The sequence below is a fragment of the Salinispora sp. CH2A1_6 genome, from assembly GCF_056820975.1.
Genome location: NZ_JBXEDG010000012.1, coordinates 417,722 through 438,727, shown reverse-complemented (window position 1 = coordinate 438,727; position 21,006 = coordinate 417,722). Strand labels below are relative to the sequence as shown.

The 21,006-nt window shown below is 70.7% G+C and carries 21 protein-coding genes, 1 tRNA gene and 1 pseudogene; 13 read left to right on the top strand and 10 right to left on the bottom strand.

The genetic code is table 11. The features are described 5' to 3' along the window. Window positions 1-123: 123 nt before the first annotated feature. From AC1UKG_RS17600 to AC1UKG_RS17590, 3 genes are all read left to right on the top strand, one after another. A complete protein-coding gene (locus tag AC1UKG_RS17600) occupies window positions 124-513 on the top strand; it encodes a CBS domain-containing protein (RefSeq protein ID WP_018733007.1) in 390 nt (129 codons plus the stop codon). 85 nt (window positions 514-598) lie between these two features. Further along, entirely contained in the window at window positions 599-1,693 is a 1,095-nt protein-coding gene (locus tag AC1UKG_RS17595) for an aminotransferase-like domain-containing protein (RefSeq protein WP_018745522.1), read from the top strand. A 157-nt stretch (window positions 1,694-1,850) separates the two neighbouring features. After that, window positions 1,851-2,999 (top strand): magnesium and cobalt transport protein CorA, encoded by a 1,149-nt coding sequence (locus AC1UKG_RS17590; RefSeq protein WP_018814623.1) that lies wholly within the window; start codon window positions 1,851-1,853, stop codon window positions 2,997-2,999. A 5-nt stretch (window positions 3,000-3,004) separates the two neighbouring features. On the opposite strand, the gene AC1UKG_RS17585 is transcribed toward AC1UKG_RS17590, so the two are convergent. Then, the gene (locus AC1UKG_RS17585; protein WP_018814624.1) at window positions 3,005-3,883 is read right to left on the bottom strand and encodes a hypothetical protein; all 879 of its coding nucleotides are present in this window, start codon (window positions 3,881-3,883) and stop codon (window positions 3,005-3,007) included. A gap of 117 nt (window positions 3,884-4,000) precedes the next feature. On the opposite strand from AC1UKG_RS17585, the gene AC1UKG_RS17580 reads away from it, so the two are divergent. Continuing rightward, window positions 4,001-4,531, top strand: coding sequence for a peptidylprolyl isomerase (locus tag AC1UKG_RS17580; protein ID WP_018221995.1), 531 nt, complete (start codon window positions 4,001-4,003; stop codon window positions 4,529-4,531). A gap of 59 nt (window positions 4,532-4,590) precedes the next feature. Next, window positions 4,591-5,502: a rhomboid family intramembrane serine protease gene (locus AC1UKG_RS17575; RefSeq protein WP_018745519.1), complete on the top strand. Its 912-nt coding sequence runs from the start codon at window positions 4,591-4,593 to the stop codon at window positions 5,500-5,502. A 3-nt stretch (window positions 5,503-5,505) separates the two neighbouring features. Here the strand turns inward: AC1UKG_RS17575 and AC1UKG_RS17570 are convergent, their stop codons facing one another. Next, complete coding sequence (locus tag AC1UKG_RS17570) at window positions 5,506-5,934, bottom strand: PH domain-containing protein (protein WP_018745518.1); 429 nt, start codon at window positions 5,932-5,934, stop codon at window positions 5,506-5,508. Window positions 5,935-6,013: 79 nt separating this feature from the next. On the opposite strand from AC1UKG_RS17570, the gene AC1UKG_RS17565 reads away from it, so the two are divergent. The 6 genes and pseudogenes from AC1UKG_RS17565 (at window position 6,014) to AC1UKG_RS17540 (ending at window position 11,494) form a co-directional block, all read left to right on the top strand. After that, the gene (locus AC1UKG_RS17565) at window positions 6,014-7,186 is read left to right on the top strand and encodes an acetyl-CoA C-acyltransferase (protein ID WP_018745517.1); all 1,173 of its coding nucleotides are present in this window, start codon (window positions 6,014-6,016) and stop codon (window positions 7,184-7,186) included. A 135-nt stretch (window positions 7,187-7,321) separates the two neighbouring features. Next, complete coding sequence (locus tag AC1UKG_RS17560; protein WP_018745516.1) at window positions 7,322-7,837, top strand: hypothetical protein; 516 nt, start codon at window positions 7,322-7,324, stop codon at window positions 7,835-7,837. 69 nt (window positions 7,838-7,906) lie between these two features. After that, window positions 7,907-8,593: a response regulator transcription factor gene (locus AC1UKG_RS17555; RefSeq protein WP_018732998.1), complete on the top strand. Its 687-nt coding sequence runs from the start codon at window positions 7,907-7,909 to the stop codon at window positions 8,591-8,593. After that, window positions 8,586-10,034, top strand: a complete 1,449-nt coding sequence (locus AC1UKG_RS17550; protein ID WP_482642833.1) for a sensor histidine kinase — start codon at window positions 8,586-8,588, stop codon at window positions 10,032-10,034. The genes AC1UKG_RS17555 and AC1UKG_RS17550 overlap by 8 nt, the downstream gene beginning before the upstream one ends. Window positions 10,035-10,094: 60 nt before the next feature. Further along, window positions 10,095-10,669, top strand: a pseudogene (locus AC1UKG_RS17545) (hypothetical protein). 117 nt (window positions 10,670-10,786) lie between these two features. Then, window positions 10,787-11,494 carry a glycosyltransferase family 2 protein gene (locus AC1UKG_RS17540; protein ID WP_018732995.1) on the top strand — a complete coding sequence of 236 codons (708 nt, stop codon included), beginning with the start codon at window positions 10,787-10,789 and terminating at the stop codon, window positions 11,492-11,494. A 97-nt stretch (window positions 11,495-11,591) separates the two neighbouring features. Here AC1UKG_RS17540 and AC1UKG_RS17535 read toward each other — a convergent pair whose 3' ends face one another. Further along, a complete protein-coding gene (locus tag AC1UKG_RS17535; RefSeq protein WP_482642834.1) occupies window positions 11,592-12,482 on the bottom strand; it encodes a transketolase family protein in 891 nt (296 codons plus the stop codon). Further along, window positions 12,482-13,210: a transketolase gene (locus AC1UKG_RS17530; RefSeq protein ID WP_482642835.1), complete on the bottom strand. Its 729-nt coding sequence runs from the start codon at window positions 13,208-13,210 to the stop codon at window positions 12,482-12,484. Before AC1UKG_RS17530 ends, AC1UKG_RS17535 begins: the two co-directional genes overlap by 1 nt. Before the next feature lie 46 nt (window positions 13,211-13,256). On the opposite strand from AC1UKG_RS17530, the gene soxR reads away from it, so the two are divergent. Further along, window positions 13,257-13,694: a redox-sensitive transcriptional activator SoxR gene (gene soxR, locus AC1UKG_RS17525; protein WP_018745511.1), complete on the top strand. Its 438-nt coding sequence runs from the start codon at window positions 13,257-13,259 to the stop codon at window positions 13,692-13,694. 58 nt (window positions 13,695-13,752) lie between these two features. Here the strand turns inward: soxR and AC1UKG_RS17520 are convergent, their stop codons facing one another. Continuing rightward, window positions 13,753-14,730, bottom strand: coding sequence for an NAD(P)H-quinone oxidoreductase (locus AC1UKG_RS17520; RefSeq protein WP_018745510.1), 978 nt, complete (start codon window positions 14,728-14,730; stop codon window positions 13,753-13,755). Window positions 14,731-14,878: 148 nt separating this feature from the next. Between AC1UKG_RS17520 and AC1UKG_RS17515 the strand changes: the two genes are divergently transcribed. Continuing rightward, a tRNA-Ser gene (locus AC1UKG_RS17515) sits at window positions 14,879-14,965 on the top strand. A gap of 181 nt (window positions 14,966-15,146) precedes the next feature. On the opposite strand, the gene AC1UKG_RS17510 is transcribed toward AC1UKG_RS17515, so the two are convergent. The 5 genes from AC1UKG_RS17510 to AC1UKG_RS17490 form a co-directional block, all read right to left on the bottom strand. After that, complete coding sequence (locus AC1UKG_RS17510; protein ID WP_482642836.1) at window positions 15,147-16,547, bottom strand: tyrosine-type recombinase/integrase; 1,401 nt, start codon at window positions 16,545-16,547, stop codon at window positions 15,147-15,149. Continuing rightward, window positions 16,544-16,753, bottom strand: a complete 210-nt coding sequence (locus AC1UKG_RS17505; protein ID WP_018825512.1) for a helix-turn-helix domain-containing protein — start codon at window positions 16,751-16,753, stop codon at window positions 16,544-16,546. The genes AC1UKG_RS17510 and AC1UKG_RS17505 overlap by 4 nt, the downstream gene beginning before the upstream one ends. A gap of 534 nt (window positions 16,754-17,287) precedes the next feature. Then, entirely contained in the window at window positions 17,288-18,889 is a 1,602-nt protein-coding gene (locus tag AC1UKG_RS17500; protein ID WP_482642837.1) for a YfjI family protein, read from the bottom strand. A gap of 183 nt (window positions 18,890-19,072) precedes the next feature. Continuing rightward, window positions 19,073-19,654, bottom strand: a complete 582-nt coding sequence (locus AC1UKG_RS17495) for a DUF6884 domain-containing protein (RefSeq protein WP_482642838.1) — start codon at window positions 19,652-19,654, stop codon at window positions 19,073-19,075. Continuing rightward, the gene (locus AC1UKG_RS17490) at window positions 19,651-20,829 is read right to left on the bottom strand and encodes a bifunctional DNA primase/polymerase (protein ID WP_482642839.1); all 1,179 of its coding nucleotides are present in this window, start codon (window positions 20,827-20,829) and stop codon (window positions 19,651-19,653) included. Before AC1UKG_RS17490 ends, AC1UKG_RS17495 begins: the two co-directional genes overlap by 4 nt. Window positions 20,830-21,006 lie beyond the last annotated feature (177 nt).

Genomic DNA, 21,006 nt, shown 5'->3' with positions numbered 1-21,006 from the left:
GGGCTGCCGGTGCCGCTCGACCGGAGTGGGCTGGTCGGATCGCATGCGGCAGCCTTGTCCCGGCAACACACTGGGTGCACCATGTTTTTACTGAGTGCAACGTCCCGCAGGGGTTGAGGTGTGATGCAGGTTCGGGAAGTGATGTCCAGCCAGGTTTTGGTGGTCGGCCCGGAGCACACGCTCCGGCAGGCGGCGCGAATGATGTCGGAACGGGGCATTGGGTCGGCGGTGGTGATCGATCCGGATTCCGAAGGGGTCGGGATCATGACCGAGCGGGACCTGCTCAACGCGATCGGACGCGGGCTGGACTGTGACAACGAGCGGACTGGAGCCCACCTGACCTGGGACGTGGTGTACGCGGGGCCGGAGTGGACGGTCGAGGAGGCGGCGACGGCGATGGCCCGGGGCGGGTTCCGGCACCTGGTGGTGCTCGACGGTCGGGAGGTGGCCGGGGTGATCTCGCTCCGTGACGTCGTCCGGGTCTGGGCGACCGAACGGGTCGTCCCCGGGTGAGATCGGTCACCCGTCCGGTGGCACCGCGAGGTGACTCGTCGTGCCGTCGGCGCATCCTCCCTCGCCTTCCGTACGCTGAACAGCCATGACCGCCGAGCAGTTGATCTCCTTCGCCCGTGGCGCTCCCTCGTTGGACATCGTCGATGTCGAGGGGCTGAAGGCCGCCGCCGTCCGTGCGTTCGACGCCGATCCCACCGGTGTGACGGCGTACGGTCCCTCCGCCGGTTACCTTCCGTTGCGCGAGTGGATCGCGAGGAAGCACGGAGTCGGGACGGACCAGGTCCTGGTGACCAACGGTTCGTTGCAGGCCGACGCGTTCCTCTTCGACCACCTGATCCGACCCGGTGACGCGGTGGTGGTGGAGCGGCCGACCTATGACCGGACCCTGCTGAACCTGCGGCGGATGGGCAGTGAGCTGCACGGGATCACCATCCAGCCGGACGGTCTGGACACCTCCGAGCTGCGTAAGCTGTTGGAGTCCGGGGTGCGTCCACGGCTGGCGCACGTCATCCCGAACTACCAGAACCCGGCCGGGGTGACGCTGAGCCTGGACAAGCGGCGGGAACTACTCGACCTCGCGGTCGAGTTCGAGTTCACGATCTTTGAGGACGACCCGTACGCCGACATCCGGTTCCGCGGCGAGGCGCTGCCCTCGATGCTTTCGTTGGACACCCAGAACCGGGTGGTGCACGCCTCCAGCTTCACCAAGACGGTCTGCCCGGGCGTGCGGGTCGGCTACCTGGTGGGGCCGGCGGACCTGATCGCCGACATCGCGAAGAAGGCGACCAACCTCTACATCTCGCCGGGCATGGTCTCGGAGGCGACCGTGCACCAGTTCTGCGTCTCCGGGGACATCGACCGCTCGATCGCGACGGTGCGTCGGGCCCTCGGCGAGCGGGCCCAGGTGCTGGCCGAGGCGCTGCGGCGGCACCTCCCGGAGGCCCGGTTCGTCGAGCCGGACGGCGGCTACTTCCTCTGGGTGGAGTTGCCGGAGGACGTCGAGGTGGACCGGCTGGCTCCGGCCGCGACGGAGCGCGGGGTCGCCGTGGTGAAGGGCAGTGACTTCGTGCTCGACGGTGGGCAGCACGCGCTGCGGCTGGCCTACTCGGCGGTGACCGCGGACCAGATCGACGAGGGTGCCCGTCGACTCGCGGCGGCGATGGCGGCCGTACGCGGCTGACCTCCTACCCGCGCCGGGCTGGTTCGACTGTGGCCGGTCCGGTGGCGGGCGTGGGTTGGTGCGAGGTGGCCGGTCGGTGTTAGCCCCGCCCCTGCGGCATCGGCGTTGACCGGTTGACGGCGTACGCTGCAACGCATCGCCGAGCGGGGAGGGTGCGATGGCGGACCGGTCGCGGCGCGGGCCCAGGGGTACCCGGGCGGGTGGCCGGGTGATCCGACCGCGCGACTGGGCTGCCCCGGTGCGGGCGATGACCCGCCGGCTCAGCTCCGACAGCGCCGCCGGGCCGCCGGTGCCGGCCATGCCCCACGATGCGGTCGTTGACTGCGCGCTCTATCTGGACGGCGAGCGGCAACCCGGCCACCAGCACCACGCCGAGGCGCTGGCGGCGGCTCGCCGGGCCGGCAACGGCTTCGTCTGGCTCGGCCTGCACGAGCCCGACCTGGCCCAGATGACCGAGATCGCAGTCACCTACGGCCTGCACGAACTGGCCGTCGAGGATGCGGTCAAAGCCCAGCAGCGGCCCAAGCTGGAGCAGTTCGGTGCGGTGAGCTTCCTGGTGCTACGAACCGCCCACTACCGCGACCAGGCCGAGTTGACCGAGCACTCCGAGGTCGTCGAGACCGGCCAGGTGCTGCTCTTCATCGGCCCGAATTTCCTGGTCAGTGTCCGGCACGGGGACGTCTGCCGGCTGGCGCCGGTGCGCGCCGACCTGGAGTCGAAGGGGGAGCTGCTGTCGCACGGCCCGTGGGCGGTGGCGTACGCGGTGACCGACCGCGTGGTTGACCAGTACCTGGAGGTCGCCGACCGGCTGGAGGACGACCTGGACACGCTCGAGGCCGATGTCTTCGACCGTCGGCAGGGCGGCGATCGGATCCAGCGGATCTACCAGGTGAAGCGGGAACTGGTCGAGTTCAAGCGGGCGGTGATGCCGCTCCAACGTCCGCTGCTGCGGATCACCGCTGAGCGCAGCCGCGAGGTGCCGATGGAGATCTGTCGGTACTTCGGGGACGTGCAGGACCACCTCAGCCGTGCCGTTGAGCAGGTCAACTCCTACGACGACCTGCTCAACTCAATCCTCCAGACGCGGCTGGCCCAGGTCACCGTTGACCAGAACAACGACATGCGCAAGATCGCCGCCTGGGCGGCCGTCGCGGCGGTCTGGACCGCCATCGCGGGGATCTACGGGATGAACTTCGCGTTCATGCCGGAGCTGGGGTGGACCTACGGCTACCCCACGGTGCTGGCCCTGATGCTCGGGATCAGCTTGGCGCTGTACCGCTGGTTCCGCCGGCACGGCTGGCTCTGACCTGGTCAGTGGCGGCCGTTTTTCATGGCCTTGGAGAGGTCGTTGCTGGGCCGGCCGGTGGCGCTCTTGCCCTCGGTCGTCGCGGGGACCTTCTCGGCTGGCGTCGCGGGGACCTTGTCGGCCGGCGTCGCGGGGACCTTCTCGCCCGGTGCGCGGACCTTCTCGGTCGGCGTCGCGGTGGACCGCCGGCCCGAGCTGGCCTTGGCGGTGTTGCCGGCCGCTGCACCGCTGGTGCCGCCCGTCGCCGTGCCACCGCCCCCCGCCCTGCCGTTTGCGCCACCGGTCGCCGGGCCCGCCGCTGTGGCGGCACCTCCGGTCGCGGTCGGCGCAGTCTGCTCGGCCGGGGTCCGGGTGGTGACCTCGATCATGTCCGTCTCGTCCTGCATCGGCTCCAGGCTGGGGACCGGGTCGTACTCGACCCACTCTCGCCGTTCGTAGCGGCGTCGCAACGCCATCGCGCCGATCAGGCCCACCACGGCGCTGGCCGCCAGCAGGCTGGCCGTCCTGCTCCGACCGGACCGCTGCTTCGCGCGTGTCGCCCGCATCTTCTTCGCCCGCACCTTCTTACTGGCGGTGGTCGACCTGCCCGCATCGGCCCGCCGTTCGGCGGCGGCCCGGCCGGCCGCCTCCGCCTGGGCCTCGCGGACGGCGATGGCCAGTGGCGCGAGGGCCGCCATGGTCGACACGTAACCGCTCGCCGCCCGGTCCCGCATGACCAGCGCGGTCGGGGTAACCGCGCTGCGGGCCGCCCGCACCCGTGGGCCGACCGTGGCGCCGGTGCCGTTCGTTGCGTGCCCCGCCGCCCGCTTCAGGTGACCCAAGCTTCGACCAAGCTCGATCTTGGCAAGCTGGCTCTGGGTCTTGCGCCGCCCGTTTCCAAACACGGTCCCACCTCCTCAGAGTTGTCCCTTCGTCATCCTCCACCTTTGGATGCCTCCGCATGGCCAGATCGGGCACATGGGAGGATCCGCTTGGAACTGAACAACGAGTGAGGAGTACCCGTGGCCGAGGATCTCTACGCCACCCTGCACACCAACGCCGGCCCGATTCGGCTGCAGCTTTTTCCGAATCACGCGCCGAAGACCGTTCGCAACTTCGTGGAGTTGGCCGACGGCACCAAGCAGTACACCGACCCGCGGACCGGCCAGCCGGGCAGCGGCCCGTACTTCGACGGCACGATCTCGCACCGCGTGATCAGCGGTTTCATGATCCAGATGGGTGACCCGACCGGCACCGGCCGGGGCGGCCCGGGTTACACCTTCGCCGACGAGTTCCACCCCGAGCTGCGGTTCGACCGGCCGTACCTGCTGGCGATGGCGAACGCCGGGCCGGGCACCAACGGTTCGCAGTTCTTCATCACGGTGGCGCCGACCCCGCACCTGAACAACCGGCACACCATCTTCGGGCAGGTCGCCGACGAGGAGTCGGTGAAGGTCGTCGACGCCATCGCCAACACCCCGACGAACCCCGCCGACCGCCCGCTGCGCGACGTCGTCATCGAGCGGGTCGAGATCGAGCGCACCGGCTCCTGAAGGCGCGGACAGGGTACCTTTGCTCGCATGACTGAGCGCTCGGGCACCTGGGCTGTCCGGTGAGTGAATCACCACCGACCACCCCGGTCTGCTACCGCCACCCCGGTCGGGAGGCCTATATCCGGTGCAACCGCTGCGACCGGGTCATCTGCCCGGACTGCATGCGCGAGGCCTCGGTGGGCTTCCAGTGCCCGGAGTGCGTCAACGAAGGGCGCCGCAGTGTGCGGCCGGCGCGGACCGCCTTCGGTGGTGGTCTCGCCGGCCAGCACGGCTACGTCACCAAGGCGTTGATCGCGTTCAACGCCCTGGTGATGCTGCTCTCCATCGGCACCGACCGGGGTGGCGACGCGGTGGTGGGGGGCTCCGGCTTCGGTGGCCTGCTCGGCGGCAGCACCCCGTTGACCGAGTGGGGAGCCGTGATCGGGCTCGCGGTCTTTCCCAACGGCACCGTGGGTGGCGTCGCCGATGGCGAGTGGTACCGCCTGGTCACCGCGATGTTCCTGCACTACGGCGTGATCCACCTGCTGCTGAACATGTACGCGTTGTGGATTCTCGGCCGCACCCTGGAGGCGAGTCTCGGCCCGGCCCGGTTTTTGGCCCTCTATCTGATCGCCGGCCTCGGCGGGAACGTGGCGGCCTACCTGTTCAGCGCGCCGAACGCCGCCACAGCGGGCGCGTCAACGGCCGTATTCGGGCTCTTCGCGGCCCTGTTCGTCGTCGGCCGGCGGTTGGGGCGGGACGTCTCCCAGGTGGTCCCGATCCTGGTGATCAACCTGGTCTTCACGATAACTGTGCCGGGGATCTCGATCCCGGGTCACCTGGGCGGTCTCGTGGTCGGTGGCCTGATGGCCTTCGTCCTCGCCCACGCTCCGCGGTCGCGGCGCACGTTGGTGCAGGTGGGCGGCGGGTCGGTGCTCGTAGTGGTGCTGCTCGTTCTGGCCCTGTTCCGGACCGCGAGCCTGCTCGCCTGACGATCAGGCCGGGCGGGCCGCCCGTAGCTGCGCCGCGACCTCAACCGGGTCGGCGTCCAGGTCGAACCGGCCGAACAGGTGCAGTGTCTCCCCGGCATCCACCTCCAGGGCGGCGTTCGACCGGCCGAGCCGGGCTCGCTGGTCCACCCGGATCTCCGCCACCTGCGACCACGGCAGCCGTTGACGGCCGGCGAAACCGCTGACCACCGTCAGCCCTTCCGGGTCGACCGCGAGGCGGACCGGTGCCAGCAGGTCCCGGGCGGCCCAGACCAGGAGCGCGGCGGCGGCCAGCCCGGTCAGCGTGAGCCGGACCGGGTCACCGTCGGCGAGCAGGAGGCCGAGCGCGACCAGCGCCCCGGCCCCGATGATCTTGATCGCCGGCAGGGCGGCCGAGACCCGCCACTGCCGGGTCTCGGGCGATGTCGTGTCCATATCGCCAGCATGCCAGTGCAGCGGGCAGCCGGGCGGACCGCGTACCATCGATGCCAAGCCAAGTTACCGGGGAGTAGTCATGAGTGACGCAGTCATCGTCGGTGCCGTACGCACCCCCGTTGGGCGGCGCAAGGGAAGTCTCGCCGACGTGCACCCGGTCGACTTGTCGGCGCACGTGCTCCGCGCTCTCACCGAACGGACCGGCATTGATCCCGGCCAGGTCGATGACGTGTTCTGGGGCTGCGTCTCCCAGGTTGGCGAGCAGTCGTGGAACGTCGCCCGCAACGCCGTCCTCGCGGCCGGTTGGCCCGAGACCGTTCCCGGCACCACCCTCGACCGGCAGTGCGGGTCCAGCCAGCAGGCGCTGCACTTCGCCGCCGCGACCGTGCTCTCCGGACAGGCCGACCTGGTGGTGGCGGGCGGGGTGGAGTCAATGACCCGGGTGCCGATGGGCTCCAGCGTGGTCGGGGGAGCGCCGTTCAGCGCGGCCATCCTGGACCGTTACCAGGGGGTGGAGGGGGTTGCCGAGGACGACCCCCTGCCGTTCAGCCAGGGCGTCGGCGCGGAGCTGATCGCCCGCCGGTGGCGACTGACCCGCACCCAGCTCGACGAGTTCGCCCTCGCCAGCCATGAGAAGGCGGGTGCGGCGCAGGACGCCGGCGCGTTCGACGCCGAGCTGGCACCGGTCCCCCTCGCCGACGGGGGCACGGTCTCCGCCGACGAGGGGATCCGTCGGGACACGTCGCTGGCGAAGCTGGCCGAGCTCGCCACCCCGTTTCGGGCCGACGGCGTGGTGACCGCCGGCTCCGCGTCCCAGATCTCCGACGGCGCGGCGGCGCTCGCGGTCACCACCGCCGAGTGGGCGGGCCGGCACGGCCTGCGCCCGCTCGCCCGCATCCACACCGCTGTGGTCTGCGCCGACGACCCGGTCGCGATGCTGACCGCGCCCATCCCGGCCACCGCCAAGGCGCTGCGCCGGGCGGGGCTGGGCATCGAGGAGATCGGGGTGTACGAGGTCAACGAGGCGTTCGCCCCGGTGCCGCTGGCCTGGCTCGCGGAGACCGAGGCCGACCCGCAACGGCTGAACCCGCGCGGCGGCGCCATCGCCCTCGGGCATCCGCTCGGCGGATCCGGGGCCCGCATCATGACCACCATGTTGGCGCACATGCGGGACGAGAACCTCCGGTACGGCCTGCAAACCATGTGTGAGGGCGGCGGCATGGCCAACGCGACCATCGTCGAGCTGCTCTGAACCGCCCTGACGGCCATGACTCGTCCTGACGGGTATGACTCGTCCCGGTGGGCGTGACCCCCGGCGGGCATGGAAGATGCAAGGTTCGACCGTCTCGCCCATATCACCCCGTGCCCGGGCGTCGTTGGGCAGGGCATGGACGTCTTCTCCCGAACGTTCCTTCCCGCTGCGGCCGAGGCTGGTATCGCGACCCAGACCGCCAGCCGGCACATGCCCGTCTTCCGGCGCTGCGTTGGCTCGGGTGACGCCCCCATCCTGGTCACCCGGTGCAGCCACCCGAACCGGTCCACCGCCGGCGAGTACCTCCTGCTGCTGACCCACCGCCGACTGGTCGTCACGCGGCAGACCCGGGTGCTGCACCGGCTCCGCCTACACCTCAACACCGAGCTGCGCGAGCTGAGCAACGTCACCTGGGGCCCGGACCCGCGGCTGCACTGCCTGGAGCTGGCCGCTACCGCCATCGACGGCGTGCGGGAGCGGTTCGTCATCCGGACTCGGCACCCGAAGCAGGTGTGGCAGCTCGACGAGCTGCTCAACCACGCTTTCCGCGCCCGCGTACGGATCGCGCGTGAGCGGCTTGTCGCCACGATCGGCGACCCCGGCTCGACCCCGGTCCGGCCGGTTGCCTTCCGCCCGGCCACCGCCCGCTGACCGTTTCCTTACCGAACCCGAACACGGCCCCAGCGATGTCGCGCGGTCCCGATCGGACATCATGAGCCGGTGACCGTTGACGCGCCACATCGCGGGCTCGTTCTCCTCGTCGAGGACGAACCGGCCATCGCCGATCTGGTCCGGCTCTATCTGGCCCGGGACGGGTTCGGCGTGCATCTGGAGCGCGACGGCGACGCCGGCCTCGCCGCCGCCCGCCGGCTCCGGCCGGTGGCCTGCGTTCTCGACATCGCGCTACCCGGTCTCCCCGGCACCGAGCTCTGTCGCCGGTTACGCGAGTCAGGAGACTGGACACCGGTCATCTTCCTCACCGCGCGCGATGACGAGGTGGACCGCATCGTCGGGCTCGAACTCGGCGCCGACGACTACGTGACCAAGCCGTTCAGCCCACGTGAACTGGTGGCCCGGGTGCGGGCGGTGCTGCGCCGGGTCGCCGGGCCGCCGTCGGACCAGCCGCGGATCGTCGGCGCGGTCACGCTGGACCCCGACCGCCGTACGGTGACCGCCGCGGGGGATCCGGTGCAGTTGACCTCCACCGAGTTTGACCTGCTTGCCCACCTGATGGCCCGCCCGGGGCGGGTGTTCACCCGCGAGGAGTTGCTCGCCGGGGTGTGGGGGTACGCGGTGCCCGCGGGCACCCGAACCGTTGACGTGCACGTGGCCCAGGTCCGCGCGAAGCTCGGCTTGGCGAGTGTGATCCGTACCCATCGGGGGGTGGGGTACGCCGTCGATGCGTGAGCACCGGATCGACCCGTTGAACGGGGCGACGGCCGGCGCCCGGCGGCCCACACGCACCCGGCGCGGGTCGACCCTGACCGTCCGGGCGGTGCTGGTCACCTGCGCGGTCGCCCTGGTCTCGGTCCTGGTTACCGCGATTGTCGCGGTGCCGCTCGCGGTCCGCGGAGTGGAACACCGCGAGCAGCAGGCGCTGGCCGCCCAGTCCCGACTCGCCGCCGAGGCGTTACGCAGTCGGTTGGACACCCCCCGCACCGTGGATGAGGACCGGTTGCTGCGCCAACTGCGGGCGCAGGGCATCGAGGCGTACCTGGTGCGAGACGGGGTGGTGGACCGGCCGGGACTGCCGGCCCAGGTGGTGGAGCGGATCGCCGGGGGGCGGCACGTCGCCGACCGGCGTCTGGTCGCCGGACGACCGGCGTTGGTGCAGGGGCGAGCGCTGCCCGGCGGCGACGGGGTGGTGCTCGCGCGGGCCGGCTCGCTCGGCGGCATGTGGCGGCAGGTCGCCCAGAGCCTCTGGCTGCCCCTGCTGGCCGGGCTGGCGGCCGGGGTGGTCGCCGGTCTGCTGCTCGCCCGTCGCCTGGCCCGGCCGATCCGACGGGCGGCGGACGCTGCCGCGCGGCTGCGGGCGGGCGAGCGTGCGGTCCGCGTCCCGGTGGAGCCCCTGCACGAGGTGGCGGACCTGGCGGAGGCCCTCAACGGCCTGGCTGCCGCGCTCGCCACCAGTGAGGGGCGGCAGCGGGAGTTCCTGCTCTCCGTCTCGCATGAGCTGCGGACCCCGCTGACGGCGATCCGCGGGTACGCGGAGGCGCTGGCGGACGGGGTGATTGACTCGGCGGAGGTGGCCGGCACCGGGCGCACCGTGCTGGTCGAGGCGGAGCACCTGGATCGGCTGGTACGCGACCTGCTGGCCCTGGCCCGGCTGGAGGCTGTGGACTTTCCGCTGGAGCCGGTACGGGTCGACCTGGTTCGGCTGGCCGCGGAGGCGGAGCGGACGTGGGCGGCGCGGTGCGCGGCCGTCTCGGTGGCGTTCCAGGTCGAGGCGCCGGATCCCGCAGTGCTGGTGCACACCGATCCGGGGCGGATTCGGCAGGTGGTGGATGGGCTGCTGGAGAACGCGTTGCGGGTGGTGCCGCCGGGGGCGCCGGTGGTCCTGGCGACCCGGGGGGCCGGCGCGGACCCGGCCGCCGGCGGGGTGATCGAGGTCCGGGACGGCGGCCCTGGTCTGACCGACGGCGACCTGGCGGTGGTCTTCGAGCGGGGCGCTCTGCACCAGCGGTACCGGGGGGTGCGCAAGGTCGGTAGTGGGCTGGGCCTGGCCCTCGCCGCGGGCCTGGTCCGGCGGCTCGGTGGGGAGATCAGCGCGGGCCACGCGGCTGAGGGCGGGGCCGCGTTCGTCGTCTCGCTGCCGCCGGATCCTTACCAGACCCGAACCTCGGCCTGACGCCCTGCTCGCCCAGGTCGACCAGGCTGGACTCCCACCACCGGGATGAGAGGGAGAGTCATGGCACGTTGGGGAGTCGCCGCCACCACGCTGTTCGCGGCGGTTGCGCTTGGGCTCAGCGGTTGCGGCGCGGCCCAGGTGGCCGGGCCGGCCGGAGAGCAGGCCGTTGAGGTCGCCGCGGCGTTGGGTGTGGAGGGCCAGGCGCTGGCCGCGCTGGGTCTGGATCCGGTTGACATGGACCTGGTGCCCGTCGCCGCGTCGGATTCACCGGCCCCCGACGCGGAGGCGGGCCGGAAGGAACGGGCGGAACAGTGGCGCAAGCGGCGGCCGGCCCGGGTGCTGCTGCGGAAGAACAGCATGCACGGCGAGCTCGTGGTGCAGACAAAAGAGGACGGTCCGAGGACGGTGGCCGTCCAACGCGGTGAGGTAACCGCGATCGATGATCAGCAGATGACCGTCCGATCGTCGGACGGCTTTGAGCTGACCTGGACCTTCGCGCCGGAGCTTCGGGTGGTGAGCGCCGCCAGACGGTCCAGCCGGAGGCGGTCGAGGTTGGCCGGGTGCTCGGCGTTGCCGGCGCGAAGGACGGGGAGAACGGCGAGGCCCGATTGATCGTGCTGCCCAAGAGCGAGTAGTTCGCTCCTGGCGGCGGTTCGGCACGATGGTCGCCGGACCGCCGCTGCTACGTCAAGATCACGGCCGGACGAGGTACGCTATGGCGTCCAATGGTGCGCCCACCGGGGGAAACGTCCGTGAAGCTCTCGATCCTCATGCCGGTCTACAACGAGGAAGAACGCATCGCGGACGCCTTGAAGCAGGCTCTCGCGGTGGACTATCCGTGCGAGATCGAGCTCGTCGTGGTGGACGACGGGAGTCGGGACGGCACCGGCGAGATCCTGGACCGGGCCGATGACGCCCGGGTCCGCGTGATCACCCATCCGCGTAACTCGGGTAAGGGCGCGGCCATCCGGACGGCGGTCGACAACGCCGAGGGTGAGTACATGGTGATCCTCGACGCCGACCTGGAGTACGACCCGCAGGACATCGCCAAGCTGCTCGCGCCGGTCCTCGATGGGCGGGCCACGGTCGTCTACGGTAATCGCACCTTCGGCAGCCACAGCGCCTACAGCTTCTGGTATGTGATGGGTAACCGGGGCGTCACGATGGTGGCCAACGTGCTGTTCAACTCCTACATCGGCGATCTGGAGACCTGCTTCAAGCTGATGCCGATCGAGTTGTACCGCTCCCTGGATATTCACTCTCGCGGCTTCGGCATGGAGGCGGAGGTGACCGGCAAGCTGCTGCGCCGTCGGATCCGGCCGTACGAGGTGCCGATCAGCTATCGGGCCCGTGGCCGCGAGGAGGGCAAGAAGATCACCTGGAAGGACGGGGTCGAGGCGGTCTGGATTCTCGGCCGGGAGCGGGCCCGACGGCGCCCTTCGGACACCGCCCCCCGCTGATCCTCCGGGACCACCCTCCGCCGGGCCCGCTGCCCCGCTGCCCGCCGAGCGCCCCCGTTGACCGCTGCGCCGGAAGGCCAGTGCAGTGCCGGGGAGGTCAGTGCAGCGCCGGGGAGAGGAAGTCCACGACTGAGCGCCGCAGCCCCGACGCGTCCAGGCCGTGCCAGTGGGCGTGGTCGTCGGCCGACCCGTACCGTCGGAGTTCTTTGCGCCCGACGCCGAGTGCCAGCAGCCGGTGCGGACGGTCCGCCAGCGCCGCCGAGACCACCCGGCTGGAGGTCCCGGCGAGGTAGGGCTCGACCAGGATCACGTCGGCCCCGGCCCGATCGCGGAGCCCGGCGACATCGAACGGCCGCGGTCGGTTGGTGTACGCCACCGTGACGGGCAGGTCGGCCAGCGCCGCGGTGGCCGAGTCCAGGGTCGGTCCGACGGCCACCACCAGGGGTGCTCCCGGCCCGGCATCCCGCACCACCTGTAACGCACCGTCGATGCCCAGCGGCCGGTCGTTGCACAGCACCGACAGCCGCAGGTACGCCGAGGTCTCCGCCGCTACCGCCGTCCGCAGCAGCGGCGCCACCTCGCCGGGGTGGCCGGGCACGTGCACCGTCCAGCCGTGCAGGGTGTCGATCAGCGATACATCCGCCGGCGACAGGTGGGTCCGGCCCGCCTCCGGCCGGTCGTACGAGGCGCCCACGCTGACCAGCACCGCGCTCGCGTCCTGGTGGTCCAGGTCGAGCTTGAGCTGCTCGTACGCCCGCTCGACCAGGAACGGCGCGTAGGTGTGCACGATCGGCCGCAGGCCGGTCAACGCCAGCCCGCCGGCCACCCCGACCATCAACTGTTCCCGGATTCCGACGTTCAGGACCCGGTCCGGGTGCCGGTCCGCCGCCGGGGCGAAGAGGGCGGCGGAGATGTCGGCCAGCACCAGCGCGGTACGCGGGTCGTCGGCGAGCAGCGCGGTGGTGGTGTTGACGAAGGTGTCGCGCACTAGTCCTCCTTGGGGTCGACGACCGCCACGACAACGTGGGGCCGGTTGCCGTCATGCCCGGTCAGGGCGGTGTGCAGGGCGTCGTGGTCGTGTCCGTCAACGGTCGCCGCGGTCCAGCCGTCCACGGTGAACCGGGCTGCCGGTCCGCCTGGCCAGCCGTGGGTGGCGGAGGAGTTGTCGATCACGATCGCGGTGAGGTTGGCCAGGCCGGTCGTCCCGGCGTAGGTGATCGCCTCGTGGTTGGCACCCTCGTCCAGTTCGGCGTCGCCGAGCAGCACGTACACCCGGGGTTCGAGCCGGCCCTGGGCCCGTAGTCCGAGCGCGGTGCCGACGCCGAGGCCGAGGCCGTGACCGAGCGATCCGGAGCCGATCTCCACCCCGGGCACGAGCATCCGGTCGGGGTGGTCGCCGAGTCGGCTCGCCGGCCCACCCTGGTCGTCGAGCCAGTCGGCGGGGAAGAACTGCGCGGCGGCGAGCACCGCGTAGTAGCCGGCGACCGCGTGCCCCTTGGAGAGCAGGAACCGGTCCCGGTCTGGGTCGTCAACGGCTTCCGGGTGGACCCGCAGGACGCGGTGGTAGAGCACCTGAAGCACGTCGATGGTGGAGTAGACGTTCGTGCCGAAATCCCGGCCGGCGCGGACTCGTTCCAGCAGAGGAGCGACCGACTGTCGACCGTCGAGCGGCGCGGCGGCCTCGGCGATCGCTGCGGTGGTCGTGGTGGCTGTCATGCGGCTAGCCTGCAACTTGAAGCCAACTTCAGCTCAAGGTGACGTGATGCAGGAGTCATTGACCATCGGCCAGCTCTCCGCGCGCAGCGGGGTGGCAACGTCCGCGCTGCGCTACTACGAGCGGATGGGGCTGCTCCGCGCCGACCGCACCGGCGGCAACCAGCGCCGGTACGCGCGCAGCGAACTACGCCGGGTGGCGTTCATCCGGATCTCCCAACAGGTCGGCATCTCGCTGGAGGAGATCCGCGAGGCGCTCGAGTCCCTGCCGGCCGCCCGGACCCCGACCCCGGAGGACTGGACCCAGCTCTCCCAACTGTGGCGGAACCGGCTGGACGAGAAGATCACCCTGCTGACCCGGCTCCGGGACGACCTCGACGGGTGCATCGGCTGCGGCTGCCTGTCGTTGCGCCGCTGCACCCTCAGCAACCCGGGCGACCAGGTCGCCGACGAAGGGCCCGGTGCACGCCTGGCGATGCCGCGCTAGCCGACGGTCGTTCCGGTGTCCGCCGCGCTAGCCGACGGTCGTTCCGGTGTCCGCCGCGCTAGCCGACGGTCAGCAGCACCTTGCCGAGGTGCTGGTTCGACTCGACGAGGCGGTGGGCCTCGGCCACGTCGGTTATCGGCAGCCGGCGGTCCACGACCGGGTGGACCTGGCCGGCCACGATCAGCGGCCACACCTGCTCGCGTACCCCCTCGACGATCTCCGCTTTCTGGCCCAGCGGGAGGGAACGCAGGGCGGTCGCGGTCACCGTCGCCCGCTTCACCAGCAGCGCACCGAGATCCAGCTCCCCCTTCCGGCCGCCCAGCAGGCCGATCACCATCAGCCGGCCGTCGGTGGCGAGCGCGGCCACGTTCTGCCTCAGGTAGGCCGCGCCCATGATGTCGAGGATCACGTCCGCGCCCCGGCCACCAGTGAGCTGGCGAACCTCCGCGGCGAAGTCCTGCTCCCGATAGTCGATCGTGTGGGCGGCGCCGAGTGCCCGCAGCCGGTCGTGCTTGGCCAACCGCGCGGTCACCAGCACCGTTGCCCCGAGGGCTGCGCCGAGCTGGATCGCGAAGGTGCCGATCCCACTGCCGCCGCCGTGCACCAGCAGCGTCTCCCCGGCGGCCAGTTTCGCCCGCTGCACCACGTTTGACCAGACCGTGCAGGCCACCTCTGGCAGCGCTGCCGCCTCCACCAGGTCCATGCCGTCGGGCACCGGCAGCAGCTGACCGGCCGGGACCGCCACCCGCTCCGCGTACCCGCCGCCGGCCAGCAGCGCACAGACCGGCTCACCCACCGCCCAACCGGAGACGTCGTCGGCGACCGCGCTGATCACCCCGGAGCACTCCAGACCCGGGTACGGGGGCGCACCCGGGGGCGGCGGATAGAAGCCCTGCCGTTGCAGCACGTCGGCCCGGTTGACCGCGCTGGCCCGTACGTCAACGATCACCTCGCCAGGGCCCGGCACCGGATCGGGCACCTCGGACCAGACCAACGTCTCGGGCCCACCGAACTCCTGGATCGTGATCGCCTGCATGGTTCCTGTCTACCCGACGTCGGTACTCGCCTGGGAGCCCGTACTGCTAACACGCACTGTGGACGGCGTGTGGGTGGGCGTGCCTGCCCATCGGTGGGGCCGGCGTGGCAGACTGGGCACGGTCGTCGCCCCCTGGGGCGGCGCGCCGGGAGGGTTCGCCTAGTGGCCGATGGCGCTGGTCTTGAAAACCGGTAAGGCAGTGATGTCTTCGTGGGTTCGAATCCCACACCCTCCGCCCACCTGGGCAGCAAAAACGCCCCCTGACCAGCGCGAACGCTGATCAGGGGGTGTTCCTACGTTATGCGAGTAAGTCTCACTTCGTCTCGCCTGAAGCCGCTCGGGCTCACTGGTTGCGGCAAATGGGCGGCAAAGTTTGCCGGGCGGGCTTCGTGACACTTCCCGTCTGGCGGCTTGCGTCACCCGCCAGCCTCGGAAGCTTCGCCCGGCTCGGACGGGCCGAGCGCGTCCTCAATGCGCTTTCGAGCAGCTTCGTCCTGCCCGTCGATGCATGAGGCGTAGACCTTGAGCAGTACGTGCACGCTGTGTCCGGCCCACTCGGCGACCTGGGTCGCCGGCACGCCGGCATTCAGCCAGAGCGACACGGCGGCGTGCCGCAGGTGGTACGGCACGCGGGCCAGTACGGACCGCTGTTGAGCGGGCGTAAGCGCCTTAGCGCGTGCCTGTCGCCACGCTCTCAGATAGGTACTTTTCGACACAGGGCCGGGTCGCACCCCCGGCGCGTTGAACATTCGGCCGCCCGGCTTGCCGTGCTCCTTTCGATGGTGCCGCAGAATGCGGACGAGTTCCGGACAGGCCGGTACATCGCGCGTTGTCTTCTTTGCGCGGTGCTTCAACTCTCGATCCTCGCGCATTTCCCCGCTGTCGCTCCATTCTTCACCGACGTGCTGGGTTGAACCGCTGAGGTGAAGCCATCCCCAACCCTCTTCGGGTAGCTCGCATTCGTCGTCCCTGAGGTGCATCACCTCGGAGGGGCGCAGCGCCGCGAAGTACATGCACGCGTAGAAGCCTTCTAGGGCAGGGTCCTTGTCGCGCACGGCGGCCAAGAGTGAACGCGCTTGCTGCGGATTAGGTACGACCTTACGGTCCACCTTCTCCCCATTCTTAGGGGCGCGCCACTGGACGAAGTCCATTGGGTGCGCGTCGAGGTATCGCAGCTCTACGGCGTACTTGAGTGCGCTGTACAGAACGGCCCGCTTTCGAGCAACTGTGTTGGCGGCTGCCGGGCTACCGCCGAGGCGGGTTGCCAGCAGGTCGAGCGCTTTCCGGATTGTGGCGGCGTTCGCTACCTCGGCCAGTGGCAGCGTGTTGGTCTTGAGCCATTTGACGGCCGGCGCGAGATCGGCCGGCGGGTCGGCCTCGCGCTGCGACTTGTTGAAGGCCCACGAGTACAGGGCTCGCCGAATGTCTTCCTCAGAAGGTGCTCCGCGAGAGCTGCCGAGAAATGCCGGCGTGACGGTGGTAAGTGCGTCCGCGATGCTCTTTCGCTGGGTCGCGGCGGCCCGCGCCCATTTCATGTCCACGAACGCCACGGCGAGTTCGTACCACGTCCGGCTGTTCAGCTCCCGAGCCATCGGTTCGGGAAGGCCGCTCGGCTTGTCGAACGCGATTCCCTCGCGTTGCGCCACGACAAGGCGAGATCGGAAGCTTTCTGCCATTGCCCGAGTCTGGAAAGTCTTGCCGAACTCGCGGCCGGCTACCTCCCACCGGACGCGGTAGGTCTTGCGATCCTTGCCGGTCTTCCGGTCGCGTCCCTGGTATTCGCGGATGGTCCAGATTCGTACATCGTATGTGCTCATGCTGCCTCTTCGTGGTCGTTGAGCCAGTTGTCCAGGTCGCGGCGGCGGATGCGGAGGCTGCCGTTGGGGTATTTGATTGTCTTAGGTGCGCGGCCGGTGGCCTTCCAGCGGAAGAAGGTCGAGCGCTTTACATCGAGTTCGTCGAGGACTTCGGTAAGAGTGAGTAGGTTTCGGGCGGGGGTGGCTCGCTGCGGTCGGATGGTCATCGGCGAATGTCCTCCCTCGGGGTCGCGTGGAGGTAGATGCGCTGGAACATCGGGGGTCGGGGGTCGGGGTAGGGCCGGCTGATCTGCTGAACGTGCAGCGCTTGAGTGATAGCGGCGAGCGCTGCGGCTGTTTCAGCGGGTGTGCCGTGCAGCCTGATTCGCACGGTGAGCGCCTTTCGGTCGATGCGGGTCGCGTGTGGAGGGTCAGTTGGGCGGTGCGGCAGAAGGGCGTAGGGCGGCCCACTGAGAGCGCCGTAGAGCCAAGATCCGAGGCTTCCCGGTGTAAAGGCGTAGGGCGTGGTGCTCTCAGTGGCTCTCAGCGGGCCCGTCTCCGGGTGTCGGCGGCAGGGTCGGCGTGGCGGTGCCGCCGGGGATGGGCCGGGAGGCGTTGACACGTTGACAACCCGCCGTCGGGTGCGCGTTTCCGCAGGTAGGGGCGGGTGTGTTGCTGTCAACGGGGGGCGTTGACAGGCGTTGACACCCGTTGACACCGGTCGGGTCGGCGGTGGGGTTGTCAACGCCTGTCAACGGCTGTCAACGGGGGGTGTTGACAGCCTCAGGTGTGTTGTGAGCTGCGGAAACATCGCGGGTTGGGGTGGGTGTCAGCGTGTCAACGCTTTCTGGGTCCTCCGCGATGGCGCGGGGGTGTAGCTCGTAGCGGCCGTCCGGGCCGTTGCGGACCCATCCGAGGGCGGCCAGCTCGGCGAGCACCGCCGACACCTCGTCGGATTTCGGGAGCCGGCGGGAGACGCGTCGGTGTAGTTCGCGGCGGGTGAAGGTGGTCATGCTCTTGGTGGTGAGTACGCCGAGTACGTAGCGGGCGTGTTCGATTGCGGTGTCGGTGCCGATGGTGGTGATGGCGGCCCGGTAGTGGGCGGCGAAGAATTCGGCGAGGCGTACGGCGTCGGTCATGCGGTCGGCGTTGATGGGTTGTTGCCAGGCGTCGGCGGGGTGGTGGGCGACGTGCAGCAGCCCGGCTAGGCGCAGCGTGGCACCGGAGAGTTTGTTGCCCCATTCGCGCATGTCGTAGAGGCTGCCGCCGGGCCGCAGCTCGGCCTCGACCTGCTCGGCGGCGGTTCGCCGCACCGTGCCGGCTTCCTCGGTGAGCGTGATGACGGCGGGGTCTTCCCAGCCGGCGAGGGTGGCGGCCAGGTCGTGTATCCGGTCCCGGTAGCCGGCGGTGATTGACTCGGGGATCGGCGGTGTGTCCACCGACCGATACCCGGCCAGTGAGCGGGGCAGGGCGAACAGGAACCGGGCCGGTAGGCCGCGTCCGGCGAGGTCGGCGTTACCACCGAACTTGCGCAGCACCGAGGGCTGCGCCATGACGCACACGGTGAGCGCGGGTTTGTCGACCGAGGCTCCCTCGCGGGTCTGCCGTTCGTTGCTCATCGGTTGTCCCGCATGGCCCTTGAGGTAGGGGTCCAGGTTGGGTGCACCGGAGTAGCGGCCGGCGAGGGTGTCGAAGATGCCGCCCTCATCGGAGATGATCGCCATGCGTCCGCCGTTGGCGGCCATGAGTCCGATGAGCGCTTCGGGGGTGGCGTCGTCCACGATCAGCCGGGGCAGGCCGGGAACGGTGATGGCCTCGGCGGAGATAGCGGCGGCTACGGCCTCGGCGGCGGCCTCATCGCGCTTGCCCGGGTCGCTGGCCTTGGCCGCTTGGGCTTTGGCTTGTTCGGCTTGCCGGTCGGCGATGTCGCGCAGCGCGGTGGCTTCGGCGATCCTCGGGCGTATCGCTTCTGCGAGCGCGGATTGGGCGCTGAACAGGGGTGCGGTCATGGTGCGGTGTACCGGGGACTTCCGTTCACCGGGTCCGGCGATGACGGCAGCGAAGATGTTGACCGGCTCCCGCCATCCGGGTACCGGTTCGACCTCCAACCGGCCGCCAGCGCAGGCGGAGAGCACGGCGATGGCGAGGGTTCCGGCCATGGCCGGGTCGGTTTGGGTAAAGCGGGCGACGCCGGTCACCATGTCGCCGAGCCAGCGGGGAAACACGTCGGCCGGGAACGGCGGCGGCGCGGTGCTCGGCCCGGTTAGGGGCACTGGAACATCCCAGAGGGGGCCGGTGGGCGGTGGCGTGTCGGTGGTGTGCGGGTCGTCGGTGGGCACGAGTTGGAGTCGGGCGGGTGTCATGCGGTGCGTCCTTGCGTGAGTGTGGTGAGGCGGTCCCGGTGTCAACCGGGGTTGTCGGTGTGCGCGCCAGCTCGGCCAGCACGGCCATTTGCTCGGGCATCCCGCTCGTGCCGTCCAGCGGCCGGACCGCGTGGGGCCACACCGCTGACAGCGGGTCGGCGTAGTCGCGGCCGGCGAGCACGGTCACGGTGCCGCCGTGTCGATGCCGAGCCGGCGGGACTGTGCCCGCAGCGTCGGCACGGTGACCGCGTCGGGTTGGCCCATGCGCAGTTCGTACGGCTCGATCATGGTGTCCGGGGTGAGGAGCCCGTAGCGGGCGGAGAGGATGAACAGCCGCCCGCCGAGCCGGTCTGCGGCCCGGCGGCACGCCCGGTGGTAGCTGCCGGTGTACATGCGTCCGGCGGGCGCGGGCTGGTCGAGCTTCGCGCTGCCGCAGGGCACGATCACCACCGTGTCGTCGCGGCCGGTGATGGTGCGGCGCATCCGGGCGTTGACCGGGTCGGCGTATGCCTTGCAGGCGGCCTGCCGGGTAGTACCGATCGCCCGGCCCACGTCGGCATACGACCATCCGTCGATGAGCACCAGATCAACCGCAAGCCACTCCCGCGCTTCCCGGCACGCCGTTTCCAGCTCGGCCAGCGCGGTCAGCGCTTCCGATGGGGTGCGTGCGTTGGCCAGGGTGGTGGCGTAGTCGCCGACGTGATCGGTTGCCGTGTGGAGCTGCGGGGCGCGGTGACAACTGCGGTTGTCGTCAGGTCGGGTCACGCGGCCACCGTTCGGGGTCGGCGGGCACCGGCCCGGAACCCTGAGGCGATGGTGGCCAGCACCGCCCGGTGTCGCAGCCCGACGGAGAGCCCCGCGTGTTCCAGCGCGGTAGACGCCTCGTCGGTGGACAGGGAACCGCCCGCGACAAGCTGACCGAGGGCTATCGAGGCGAAGTACAGGGCGTCGTTGTGGTGATCCGGGGCACCGGTCACGCTCGCGCACTCCCGCTCGACGGCGGTCCGGACGTAGGAGCGTTCCCGTCCGCCGGGCAGTTCCACGACCACCGGCCGCTGCGGCGGCAGCGGGGCCGGGGCGAGCAGCGTTGCGAGCCAGTCCGGTAGCGGGGCGGGGCCGGTGTCCAGGTCGACGGTGTAGGGCCGGCCGGCGACGGTGGAGCCGGCGGCAACGACGTAGCCGCCGTGAGCGCGGGTATCGACCAGCGGGCCGATGGTGCCGGCAGTGTTGCGCAGGTCCGGCCCGCCGTCGGGGTGCCGGTAGTAGAGATGGGTGCCGCCCCGTCCGGTGGTCACGGTGTAGGTGGCGTCGATGCTGGCCCCGTGCTGGGCGGCCAAGGCAGCGAGCGTGTCCGTCCCCGATGGGTCGGCGGTGCTGTCGTCTTTCGGTACGTCGAGGTCGACCACCACGAGGTGGGACGGGCCGCACGCCAGGCCGATGCCGTAGGGGCGGGCGGTCCAGGCCCGGCGGATGCGGTCGGGGTCGGTGGTGGCGCGCGGCTCCCACCCGAGGTGCCGTCCGGCGTTGCGGCAGCGTGGGTCACGTCCGGTGCAGTTGTCGGCCGGATGGTCGGGAAAAGCGGGCCGCTTGTCATCGGGGCGTAGCGGGAAGACATGCCAGCCACGTGCGGCGTGGCCAAGGGCGGCGGTCAACAGCGGGTTGTCCGACATGGTGCGGGTCCTCTCCAATGGAGCGGGCAGGGTGTCGGGGGTCGAGCGGGGATGGCGGCGTTCGTGCCGGCCCTGGGCGCATGCGGCACAGTCACGGCGTTGCAGCAGCGCGGGCCGCCCGTTGACTGCGTGCTCGGCGGGAAGTAGCCGGCCGCAGATGTGCGGATACGGGTCGTCGCTGGCAACCGGGCGACCGAGGATTTTGCTTGCGCCGAGCCACCGGTCGGTGGGTGGCGTTTCTCGTTGCCGATGGGCGGCCATTTCGGTCATGGCGCTCCTTTGGCTACGGAGTGTTACGGCGTGTGGGTGTGCGGGGACGCGCCGGGTGCGGGCTGGCGTGGGTGTGTGTAGAGGGCTGTGAGGGCAGGGGTGAGGGGGTGGGGGGTGAGGCTGGTTTTGGGGGCTGGACCCCCCTTGTTGGTGTAGAGGCCTCACGCCCTCACGGGC